Annotated in this window: 11 protein-coding genes and 1 tRNA gene; all 12 read left to right on the top strand. The window is 30.5% G+C overall.

What is annotated here, in order from left to right; translation table 11 throughout:
* Positions 1-152: 152 nt before the first annotated feature.
* The 12 genes from mfd to CLLI_RS12675 all read left to right on the top strand — a co-directional run bounded on the left by mfd (position 153) and on the right by CLLI_RS12675 (position 11,251).
* Entirely contained in the window at positions 153-3,671 is a 3,519-nt protein-coding gene (mfd, locus tag CLLI_RS12620) for a transcription-repair coupling factor (protein WP_106064564.1), read from the top strand.
* Between the two features lie 106 nt (positions 3,672-3,777).
* Complete coding sequence (locus CLLI_RS12625; RefSeq protein ID WP_106064565.1) at positions 3,778-4,788, top strand: peptidylprolyl isomerase; 1,011 nt, start codon at positions 3,778-3,780, stop codon at positions 4,786-4,788.
* Between the two features lie 128 nt (positions 4,789-4,916).
* The gene (spoVT, locus tag CLLI_RS12630) at positions 4,917-5,468 is read left to right on the top strand and encodes a stage V sporulation protein T (protein ID WP_106064566.1); all 552 of its coding nucleotides are present in this window, start codon (positions 4,917-4,919) and stop codon (positions 5,466-5,468) included.
* Positions 5,469-5,635: 167 nt separating this feature from the next.
* Positions 5,636-7,189, top strand: a complete 1,554-nt coding sequence (locus CLLI_RS12635; RefSeq protein ID WP_106064567.1) for a putative polysaccharide biosynthesis protein — start codon at positions 5,636-5,638, stop codon at positions 7,187-7,189.
* Positions 7,186-8,634: a bifunctional methyltransferase/pyrophosphohydrolase YabN gene (gene yabN / locus CLLI_RS12640; RefSeq protein WP_106064568.1), complete on the top strand. Its 1,449-nt coding sequence runs from the start codon at positions 7,186-7,188 to the stop codon at positions 8,632-8,634. The genes CLLI_RS12635 and yabN overlap by 4 nt, the downstream gene beginning before the upstream one ends.
* A gap of 118 nt (positions 8,635-8,752) precedes the next feature.
* The gene (locus CLLI_RS12645; RefSeq protein WP_106064569.1) at positions 8,753-9,028 is read left to right on the top strand and encodes an HU family DNA-binding protein; all 276 of its coding nucleotides are present in this window, start codon (positions 8,753-8,755) and stop codon (positions 9,026-9,028) included.
* Positions 9,029-9,100: 72 nt separating this feature from the next.
* Positions 9,101-9,361 (top strand): RNA-binding S4 domain-containing protein, encoded by a 261-nt coding sequence (locus CLLI_RS12650; protein WP_106064570.1) that lies wholly within the window; start codon positions 9,101-9,103, stop codon positions 9,359-9,361.
* A gap of 157 nt (positions 9,362-9,518) precedes the next feature.
* Positions 9,519-9,806 carry a sporulation protein YabP gene (gene yabP, locus CLLI_RS12655; RefSeq protein WP_106064571.1) on the top strand — a complete coding sequence of 96 codons (288 nt, stop codon included), beginning with the start codon at positions 9,519-9,521 and terminating at the stop codon, positions 9,804-9,806.
* 8 nt (positions 9,807-9,814) lie between these two features.
* Complete coding sequence (yabQ, locus tag CLLI_RS12660) at positions 9,815-10,207, top strand: spore cortex biosynthesis protein YabQ (protein WP_106064572.1); 393 nt, start codon at positions 9,815-9,817, stop codon at positions 10,205-10,207.
* 96 nt (positions 10,208-10,303) lie between these two features.
* A complete protein-coding gene (locus CLLI_RS12665) occupies positions 10,304-10,573 on the top strand; it encodes an FtsB family cell division protein (protein WP_106064573.1) in 270 nt (89 codons plus the stop codon).
* Positions 10,574-10,628: 55 nt separating this feature from the next.
* The gene (locus CLLI_RS12670; RefSeq protein ID WP_106064574.1) at positions 10,629-11,039 is read left to right on the top strand and encodes a S1 domain-containing RNA-binding protein; all 411 of its coding nucleotides are present in this window, start codon (positions 10,629-10,631) and stop codon (positions 11,037-11,039) included.
* A 122-nt stretch (positions 11,040-11,161) separates the two neighbouring features.
* Positions 11,162-11,251 (top strand) — tRNA-Leu (locus CLLI_RS12675).
* Positions 11,252-11,303: the final 52 nt, after the last annotated feature.

An 11,303-nucleotide genomic window follows, 5' to 3' on the forward strand; every position in this document is an offset into this window, starting at 1 on the left:
ACGAATATCTTAAATTATATAAGCTATTCGTACAATATAAAACTTGAAAAAACTCTGGGGTGAAGCTGATTTCTATAGAAAAATTAATGTAGAAACTTCAGTACCTTGGGAGTTTTCGAGAATACTAGAGTAGTTTAACGAGGTGAAAATAAATGAGATTAAGGGGTATCTTAAAACCGCTAATAAATAGCCCGGAATTTAAGATAATAAAAACCAGTATTGAAAAAAGGGAATATCCTTTAGGCATATTTGGACTATCTGAATCCTCTAGAGGTTATGTGATAGATGGAGTGTATAATGAAATAGACAAGCCTTTATTAATTTTAACCCACAGTGATGTGGAAGCAAGAAACATATATGAGGATTTATCATTATATATAGCTGAGGTTTATTATTTTCCAACTAAGGAGGTGGTTTTTTATAATATTGATGCCATATCTGGAGATTTGCGATGGGAAAGACTTAAAGTAATAAAAAATGTGTTAGAACCAGGGAAAAAGGTAATAATAGCGTCTATAGAGTCTATCGCAGCATCTTGCATACCTATGGAATTATATAAGGAATACTCTTTTAGGTTTTCTGTTGGGGATATACTAGACTATAAGGATTTAGGAGAAAAACTTATACAAAGTGGTTATGAGAGAGTAGATTTGGTAGACAGTAAGGGGCAGTTTTCTATAAGAGGAGGAATTTTAGATATTTATCCCCCCATATCTATGGAACCATATAGAGTAGAACTTTTTGGCGATGAAATAGACTCTATAAGAAGTTTTAACCCGGAATCCCAAAGAAGTATTGATAAAGTAAAACATATAGAAATATTTCCTGCCAAGGAAATTATACTTAATAAGGGAAATATAGAAAAGGCACATAAAAATATTGAAAAGGATTTAAAATCAGTTCTCAATAATCTTAAAAGCGAAAACAATAAAGATGCCTATGATAAATTACAATCTACAGTAAATAAAAATCTAGAGAACTTAAAAGAAAATTGGAATTTTGAAACTATTGACAGCTATCTGCCTTATTTTTATGATAATCCATCTTTATTTTTGGATTATTTTAAAGAATGGTTTATAGTTGTAGATGATGTACAAAGATGTGAAGGAAAACTAAATAGTGTTTATCTTGAATTTGAAGAAAATTATAAAAGCTTTCTCCAAAGAGGCGATGTATTGCCTAAACAAGCGGAATTGCTTACATCTAAAGATAGAATATTAAATGCTTTAGAAGAAAGTAAACTAATAACATTAAGCTCAATAGCTAAGTCAGTAAAAATATTGCAGCCTCAGTCCATAGTAAATTTTTCAGAAATAACCTTAAATAATTACCATGGACAATTAGAGCTGTTGATTGAGGACATAAAGCAAAAAAAATCACAAGGGTATAAAACTATAATACTTTCTGGTACAAGACCTAGGGGTGAAAGACTTGTTAATACCTTGAGGGACAGGGGAATTGAAAGTGTATATAAAGATGTAATAGAAGATATACTCCCCGGTGAAGTAATAATTACATTTGGAAGTCAACTAAAAGGATACGAGTATCCATCTTTAAAAATATGTATTATATCGGATAAAGAATTTTTTGGAGAAGCTAAGAAAAAGTCCTTTAAAAAGGTAAGTGGAAAAGGATTAAGCAAGATTAAAAGCTTTACAGAATTAAAAATAGGTGATTATGTAGTTCATGTAAATCATGGTATTGGAGTATATAAAGGGATAAAACAGTTAGAAATAGATGGGCACAAAAAAGATTATTTAGAGTTAAGCTATTATGGTGATGATAAGCTTTATGTGCCTGTAGAGCAATTAGATATGGTGCAAAAATATATTGGAAGCGAAGGAAATGCACCTAAGATAAGTAAATTAGGAAGCTCGGAATGGACAAAAGCTAAAAATAAAGTTAAAAAATCCATAGAAGAAATAGCTGAAGATTTAGTAAAACTTTATGCAGTTAGGTCTACTTTAAAGGGATTTAAGTTTACTAAAGATACCATATGGCAAAAACAATTTGAAGAAGAATTCCCCTATGAAGAGACACCAGACCAAATAACAGCAATAAACGATATAAAAGCTGATATGGAATCTGATAAGGCTATGGACAGGTTGCTTTGTGGAGATGTTGGATATGGGAAAACCGAGGTAGCTGTAAGGGCTGCTTTTAAAGCTGTTATGGATGGAAAGCAAGTAGCTTTTTTGGTACCAACTACTATTTTAGCTCAACAACATTATAACAATTTGGTACAAAGATTTTCAGATTTCCCTGTGAAAGTGGAAATGATAAGCAGATTTAGAACTCCTGCTCAACAAAAAGAAACTATTAAAACGGTTAAAGAAGGAAATGTAGATATATTGATAGGAACCCATAGAATATTGCAAAAGGACATACATTTCAAAGATCTAGGATTACTTATTATAGATGAGGAGCAAAGATTTGGAGTAAAACATAAAGAAAAAATAAAATCATTGAAGAAAAACATAGATGTACTTACCTTAAGTGCTACTCCTATACCAAGAACTCTTCATATGTCCTTAGTAGGTGTTAGGGATATAAGCGTCATTGAAACGCCGCCAGAAGAAAGGCAGCCAATTCAGACTTATGTAGTAGAGTATAATGATCAACTAATAAGAGATGCTATATTAAGGGAGATAAATAGAGGTGGCCAGGTATATTTTGTGTATAATAGAGTAGAAAATATAAAGGAAATGTCTGCATATATATCTAAGCTTCTGCCTGAGGCTAGAGTTGGTATAGCGCATGGACAAATGCAGGAAAGAGAATTAGAAAGCGTTATAATAGATTTTATGGAGAATAAGTATGATGTCTTAGTAACTACTACTATTATAGAAACAGGTATGGATATACAAAATGTAAATACAATGATAATTTATGATGCAGATAAAATGGGATTATCTCAACTGTATCAGTTAAGAGGGCGAGTTGGAAGAAGCAGTAGGATGGCTTATTGTTATCTAACTTATAAGAAAGATAAAATTTTAACAGAAGTAGCGGAAAAAAGATTAAGGGCTATAAAAGAGTTTACCGAATTGGGCTCAGGATTCAAAATAGCGTTAAAGGATTTGGAGATAAGAGGGGCTGGAAATATGATGGGTTCCTCACAGCATGGACATATGGCTTCTGTAGGGTATGATTTATATTGCAGAATGCTGGAGGATACAATAAAGAAGCTTAAGGGAGAAATAGATAAGGAACCTGTAGAAACAACAGTAGAATTAAAGATAGACGCATTTATCCCTGAAAACTACATAAAGGATGAAACTCAAAAAATAGAAATATATAAAAAGATTGCATCCATAAACTCATATGAAGATTTTATTGATGTTCAGGAAGAATTAGAGGATAGGTTTTCAGATATACCATCCTCGGTGCAAAATCTTATGGATATCGCATATATAAGAAGTATAGCTAAGGAACTAGCAATAGAAGAAATAAAAGAAAGAGGTAATCAGGTTTTAGTCCAATTTGAAAGTAAGGATAGATTAAACGAAAATATAAGAGTAGGAGTAAAAAGAAAATATAATAAAATTGTAAGCTTTAAATTTGGTGATAAGCCAATACTAGCCTATAATTTAGATAATATTAAAAAGGAAGATCTATTAGGTAAACTAAAGGAATTTATTTTGTTTATGAAGAATGAATGTGGGAGTTAGATAGAGAGACAGCTTTTTTCATAGCCATATACTTCTAAAAGGTTTGCAATAAATTAAGAATATTATTATAATTATTAAAGATTAAATATAGAGTGGGGGAATAATAGTGAAAAACATAAGAAAACTAATTACCGTATCTATAGTAGGCATATTTGCAATGTCAACAGTAGGATGTACTATGATAGAAAAAACACCAGAGGCAATAAATAAAAGTATAGTTGCAAAAGTGAACAATGAAAATATAACGAGAGGAGAGCTAGATTCTTATCCTCTACTTGCAGAGCAAATAACTCAGATTAAACAGCAGTATGGAGAAAATTATTTAAACAATCAGGATATAAAATCACAATTATTAGATTTCAAAAAACAAGTTGTTGACCAAATGGTATCAGAAAAAGTAATAGTACAACATGGTAAGGATCAAAAATTATTTGATGAAGCAAAGATAAATGAAGAAACAGATAAGACAATTAATGACATAATAAAACAAAATTTTGGCGGGGACAAGAACAAGTTTGTAGAACAACTAAAGGCATCAGGAATATCAGAAGAAAGTTTTAAAGACTATTCTAAAACTCAGCTTATGATATCAAAAGTAAGAGATTCAGTAGTAAAAGATATAAAAGTAAATGACGCGGCGGTTAAGAAAGAATATGATGATAACATATATAAGTATTTAGAAAAACCAAGTAAATTTCATGCTGCTCATATATTAGTTAAAACCGAAGATGAGGCAAAAAAGGTTAAAGAAAGATTAGATAAGGGTGAAGATTTTGGTAAGGTTGCTAAAGAAGTTTCTACTGACACAGGGTCAAAAGACAACGGAGGGGATTTAGGTACTGTTGAGTATAGTCAGCTTGTTAAACCTTTTGTAGATGCAGTAGTTAAATTAAACCCAGGTCAAATATCTGGACCAGTTAAAAGCGAATATGGATATCATATTATAAAATTAATAAGTAAAGAGCCTATTTCAATTAAAAGCTTTGATTCAGTAAAAGAGCAGATTAGAAAAGATTTATTACCGAAGGAACAGCAGACTGCTTTTAATAGTAAACTAGATCAATGGAAAAAGGAAGCTAAAATAGAAACTAAAAAATATGAAAAAAATATTATGTAAACAAAAAGTCTCGAAATTTAAATTTCGAGACTTTTTTAAATTACAAATGTGTATAAAATTTCATAAATAGAAAGATAATATTAATACAAGTTGTATTAAACAAATATTTATTTAAGGAGGAAAAACTTATGAAGGCAACAGGAATTGTTAGACGTATAGACGATCTAGGAAGAGTAGTTATTCCAAAGGAAATAAGAAGAACTTTGAGAATAAGGGAGGGAGATCCTTTAGAAATATTTACTGATAGAGAAGGCGGAGTAATACTAAAAAAATATTCACCAATAGGAGAGTTAAGCGAATTTTCAAAAGGATATGCTGAATCTTTGCAACAAACAATAGGACACATGGTACTTATTAGTGATAAGGATAGTATAATTTCTATCAGTGGAGCACAAAAGAAAGAATACTTAGATAAGAAAATAAGCGGAGAACTTGAAAAGGTTATAGAAGATAGAAGAACAGTTTATCTTAGTGAGGTTCCAGAATTTATTCCTCTTTACGATGATGAAGAATTGGAGGGAAAATATAAAGCTGAAGTTATTTCTCCAATAATAGCAGAAGGAGATGCAATTGGAGCTGTTATTATAGTATCTAAGGAAGAAGGGAAAAAATTTGGTGATGTAGAGATAAAATTAGCTGAAACTGCATCATCCTTCTTAGGAAAGCAAATGGAACAATAAATGGCATAACATATACCAATACGAAAATGGCAGCATGTCTGCCATTTAATTATTTTTTGCTTCATAAAAAATTATTGACATGGATATATAAAAATATTCAATAAAAGGTAATAATATTTCCGAATTTCAAATAGATAATATTTAGAAGTATTTCGGAGGTATTAAGAATGAAAAAACAATCCCTTATGAAAGGTACTATTATTTTGGGGATATCAGGGGTATTTGCTAAGTTCTTGGGCCTGTTTTTTAGATGGCCCTTAATAATGCTTATAGGCGATGAAGGTGTAGGGTACTATCAGATGTCCTATCCACTCTATATGTTCTTTGTAGCTATGGCTTCTGGAATACCTGTGGCTATTTCTAAGTTGGTTTCTGAAAGAAAGGCTATAGGAGATAAAGAGGGGATTATTCAGGTATTTAGAAAATCTATGCTTTTAATGATTCTCCTAGGGGGAGGTTTCACTGGTATTATTTTAGCTTTGTCAAAACAATTAATTGGATTCTTTAAATGGGATGAAAAGGCATATTACTCTTTAATAGGCATTGCAATAGCACCAGTATTTATTTCTATAATGAGTGCCTTTAGAGGCTTTTTTCAAGGACTCCAAAATATGAATCCAACAGCAGTTTCTCAAATTATAGAGCAAATTGGAAGAGTGATTTTTGGCATAGGATTAGCTTTTATATTATTACCTAAAGGGATAGAATATGCAGCAGGTGGAGCAGCTTTTGGCGCAGCTGCAGGAGGTATATTAGGAGGGATATATTTATTTATAAAATATGTATCTACAAGAAGAGAAATAAATGTAAGAAAAGTAGGGGATAACTTAGAAATATTAACTAGATTAATATATATATCCATTCCTATATCTTTAGGAGCTACAGTAGGAAGTATAATGAGTTTAATTGATTCAGCTTTAGTACCACAGAAACTTTTACAGGCAGGATTTGATTATAAGGAGGCAACCATACTATATGGTCAACTTACTGGAAAAGCTTTTGTGCTTGTAAATGTTCCTTTAACTGTTTCTATGGCATTATGCGCCTCTCTAGTGCCTATAATAGCTGAGTGCTATATATTAAATAGAAAATATGAATTAATTGAGAAGACCCATTTAGCTATTAAATTTTCTATGGTTATAGCTATTCCATCATTTTTAGGATTATTTTTTCTTGCATTACCAGTGATGAGATTGTTGTTCCCAGGGCATAGTGAAGGTTTTCAAATTTTAAAGTATTTATCTATTTCTATACCATTTATAGTTCTTTGCCAAGCCTCTACGGCCATATTACAGGGAGTTGGAAGATATATAAGACCAGTAATAAATCTTGTTATAGGGTGCATAATAAAAATAATTTTAACTATTATTCTTGTGCCAATACCTAGTATAAATATATATGGGGCAGTGATAGGTTCTATAATAGGATATTTTATATCAGCTGTGCTTAATATGAAGGATTTGAGAAAAACCCTTAGTGTATCTATAAATTATTACAATATACTAATAAAACCGCTATATGCCGGGGTTATAATGATAATAGGAGTTCTATTTATTTTCACCTATACTTATAATTATACTTTAAGTAATACAATAGCATGTTTAGCAGCAGTATTTTCTGGTATATTAATATATAGTATACTAATTATAGTAATGGGGATATTTAGTTATGATTATTTTAAAAGCAAATTTTCAAAATACAAAAGGAGAGGTATAAGATGATAAAAGTTGTAGGCCTAGGACCTGGTTCTAAAGAAGCACTTACTTTAGGTACTATAGAGGTCTTAAAAACCGCTAAGAAAGTTTATTTAAGAACAGAAAAACATCCTACAGTAGAATATTTAAAAGAATTTAACATAGAATATGAAACCTTTGATAAAAAATACGACAGTATGGATAATTTTGATGAAGTTTATGATTCTATTGCTAATGACATAATAAAAGAATATAAAGAATCAGGTGATGTTGCATATGCTGTTCCAGGACATCCATTAGTGGCTGAAAAATCTGTGAACAATCTAATAAGGCTTTGTAAGGAGAATTCTATAGAATTAAAGATTTTCCCTGCAGTAAGCTTTGTAGATGCTATGATTGAGAGTTTAAGAATTGATCCTATAGAGGGTATTAAAATAATTGATGCCTTTGATATAAAAAATCAAATATTAGATAAAAGATTAGGAACCATAGTAACCCAGGTGTACAATGGGTTTATAGCCTCAGAGGTTAAATTAGCTCTTCTAGAGTACTATGGAGATGAAGAAGAAATATATTTTGTAAGAGCTGCAGGTATAGAAGGATTAGAAAGCGTAAGAAAAATAAAGTTATATGAATTAGACAGGCAGCCAGATATAGATTACTTAACTTCAATATTTATACCGAAAAAGCTAAATAATACTAAGGACTTCTACGATTTATTAAGTATAATGGAAAGGTTAAGAGGAGAGGATGGATGCCCTTGGGATAGAGAACAGGATCATGATTCACTAAAGAAATATCTTATAGAAGAAAGTTATGAAGTTTTGGAAGCCATCGAAGAAAAAAACGATGATATGTTAATAGAGGAATTGGGAGACGTGTTATTCCAAATAGTATTTCATGCTCAAATTGGAAAAGAGGAAGGATTTTTTAATATAAATGATGTAATTAAGGGAATTTGTGATAAAATGGTAGAAAGGCATCCACATGTATTTGGTGAAGTTAAAGTTAGCTCTTCTGATGAAGTTTTAGATAACTGGGATAAAATAAAAAGTAAGGAAAAAGGATATAATTCTCATACAGAGGAATTGAAGCATGTGGCTAAAACACTGCCTTCTTTAATAAAGGCAGAGAAAATACAAAAGAAGGCTGCCAAAGTTGGATTTGATTGGAATAGAGTAGAGGATGCCCTAGATAAAGTATTAGAGGAATTTTATGAGGTAAAAGATGTATATAAAAATAATAATAGGGAAAAAATATTAGAAGAAGTTGGAGATTTAATATTTGCAGTAGTAAATGTAGCAAGATTCCTTGACATAGACCCCGAATATGCATTAAATTATACTATAGATAAATTTATTTATCGCTTTGAATACATAGAAAGATCCGCTGAAAATATAGGAGTTAAAATGGAAAACATGACTCTTGAAGAAATGGATCAATTGTGGGAAAAAGCGAAAAAAAATAAATAAATTTCTTTATTAAAATTTATAATTAAAAAGAAGGAATTTTAAAATCGGTGAAGAATATGCTATTCTATAGCAAATAAGCTATTTTAGAGCATACTCAATATTAAGGAGGTAAACGAAGGTGAACAAATCAGAATTAATTACAAGTATGGCAGAAAAATCAAAACTAACAAAGAAGGATGCTGAATTAGCTTTAAAGGCATTTATAGAGAGTGTCGAAGAAACACTTGAAAAAGGAGAAAAAATTCAGCTAGTTGGATTTGGAACTTTTGAAACTAGAAACAGAGCAGCAAGAATAGGAAGAAATCCAAAGACTAAAGAAGAAATAACTATTCCAGAATCAACAGTTCCAGTATTTAAACCTGGTAAAGAATTTAAAGATAAAGTTAACAAATAAGAATATCTTTCGTATTCTTTCAAGAAACCTAGGTGTAAATCTGGGTTTTTTGTGTTTTAGGAGGCTAATATTATGAGATTGGATAAGTACTTAAAGGTATCAAGAATAATAAAGAGAAGGACTATAGCAAAGGAAGCCTGCGAAAGTGGACGTGTACTTATAAATGACAAGGTAGCTAAACCAGGCACAGAAGTAAAAGAAAATGATATTATAGAAATTAAATATGCAGAAAGACCATTAAAAGCAAAAATAATTAATATATCGGAACATGTAATTAAGGAGAATGCTAAAGATATGTATGAAATAATTTCTGGAGTAGAAGACGTTGAATAAAAAAGGTAGACTGAAGATTTATTATCTTCAGTCTACCTTTTTTAGTTGACAATTGTCATCTATCAACTGCCAACTAAAAAGTGCGGAGCACTTTTTGCGTTTGTACTATATAAGAAATATAAAGCATATAATACTATAAGGTTGGGGGTGGATATTTATGGAGAAAAGGGAGATTAAAATAGAGGAAAAAAGCACTTTAACCATGGAAAATAGGAAAAGACTTTTATTAAATGGAATCGTAGAGGTAGTTAGTTTTAATGAGGATCAGATAGTATTAAACACAAATTTAGGAACTTTACATATTAAGGGAGAAGAATTAAAAATGAATAAATTAGATGTCCAAAATGGTGAAGCAATAATAAATGGTATGATAAACTCTTGCGTGTATATAAATAAGGAAAATAAAAAAGAAAAAGAAAAACTATTATCAAAGTTATTTAAATAGGTGTAATTATGATTATTTCTATAAACCATCAGGTAAAGTTATTAGTATTTAGCTTAGCATCTGGAATGATAACTGGGGTTTTATTTGATATATACAGAATAATAAGGGGATTGGAAAACCCTAATAGGGTTATAACATTTATTGAGGATACATTATTTTGGATATTAACAGGTATATTAGTATTTGTGTTTTTACTCTATACTAATTATGCTTATGTGGGGTTTTATGTATATTTATTTATTGCAATAGGTATATACTTATACATGAAATTAATAAGCGACTTTTTCATAGCTATACAATATGGTTTTTTAAAAAGCCTTGGAAAGTTTCTAAGAATACTCAAAAATAATCTAATTTTCCCTATTGAAGTTATAATATATAAAATTAGAAGAAAAAAGTAAATTAAAATTTTAAAAATCACTTGAACAAAGTTGGAAATCACATTAGAATATAACTAAAGGATAAAATACATTCATGAAAGGAATTGTTTTTATCATATGAAAAAGATATTGAATTTTAAAAAGGTGATTTTTCTTATACTGACCTTTTATGTATGTTACGTGTTTGTAGATCAACAAATTACAATGAATAAAATAAAAGCTCAGATAAATGAAAAAAATATTGAGATGGAAAGTTTAAAGGTAAAGAACAGAAAACTACAGGATGAAGTCAATATGTCTAAATCTGACGCATATATAGAAAAACTAGCTAGAGAGAAATTAAAATTAATAAAGCCGGGAGAGAGTCCTGTGGTAAACAGTAATTAAAAAAGGTTTATTATTTTAATATTAATATACATTTTTAAGGAGGAATTTTTTTAATATGACCTTAAAAGCTGGAAACATACTAGAAGGTACAGTGGTGAATATTACGAATTTTGGTGCTTTTGTTGAAGTTGAAGGGAAAACAGGTCTTGTACATATATCTGAAGTATCAGATAGCTATGTAAAGGACATAAGAAATTTTCTAAAGGAAAAGGACAAAGTAAGGGTAAAAGTAATATCCGTTGATGAAAGCGGAAAAATAAGTCTATCAATCAAACAGGCAACACCTCAAAAAAAGACAATAAGACCTATTGAAATTGATTGGGGTAAGGAAAAAGAAAAACAGCCACCAAAGGATTTTGAAGACAGAATGGTTAAGTTTTTGAAAGAAAGTGAGGAAAGGCTTCAGGATATAAAAAAACACCAAGATTCAAGAAATCGTGGTTATAGAAAAAGTTCAACATATTAGATAATAAGAGGCTAAAAGCCTCTTTTTATAAATTATAAAAAAAATGTTGACATATAATAATTCTTAATATATAATAGACTATGTCGTTAAGAAACAGCAGGCGATTGAGAAACGAGAAATTTGCCGAAGTGGCGGAACTGGCAGACGCACAGGACTTAAAATCCTGCGGTGCTTAAAACACCGTACCGGTTCGATTCCGGTCTTCGGCACCAATATCGCGGGGTGGAGCAGTTGGCAGCTCGTCGGGCTCATAACCCGAAGGTC

It is taken from the genome of Clostridium liquoris (assembly GCF_002995785.1).
Taxonomy (GTDB): domain Bacteria; phylum Bacillota; class Clostridia; order Clostridiales; family Clostridiaceae; genus Clostridium_AO; species Clostridium_AO liquoris.

Excerpts from the sequence above, each read along its gene's own strand:
- CLLI_RS12665 (WP_106064573.1), top strand. The coding sequence starts at position 10,304 with ATGAAAAAGATATTGAATTTTAAAAAGGTGATTTTTCTTATACTGACC.
- spoVT (WP_106064566.1), top strand. The coding sequence starts at position 4,917 with ATGAAGGCAACAGGAATTGTTAGACGTATAGACGATCTAGGAAGAGTA.
- yabQ (WP_106064572.1), top strand. The coding sequence starts at position 9,815 with ATGATTATTTCTATAAACCATCAGGTAAAGTTATTAGTATTTAGCTTA.
- CLLI_RS12635 (WP_106064567.1), top strand. The coding sequence starts at position 5,636 with ATGAAAAAACAATCCCTTATGAAAGGTACTATTATTTTGGGGATATCA.
- CLLI_RS12650 (WP_106064570.1), top strand. The coding sequence starts at position 9,101 with ATGAGATTGGATAAGTACTTAAAGGTATCAAGAATAATAAAGAGAAGG.
- yabN (WP_106064568.1), top strand. The coding sequence starts at position 7,186 with ATGATAAAAGTTGTAGGCCTAGGACCTGGTTCTAAAGAAGCACTTACT.
- mfd (WP_106064564.1), top strand. The coding sequence starts at position 153 with ATGAGATTAAGGGGTATCTTAAAACCGCTAATAAATAGCCCGGAATTT.
- CLLI_RS12670 (WP_106064574.1), top strand. The coding sequence starts at position 10,629 with ATGACCTTAAAAGCTGGAAACATACTAGAAGGTACAGTGGTGAATATT.
- yabP (WP_106064571.1), top strand. The coding sequence starts at position 9,519 with ATGGAGAAAAGGGAGATTAAAATAGAGGAAAAAAGCACTTTAACCATG.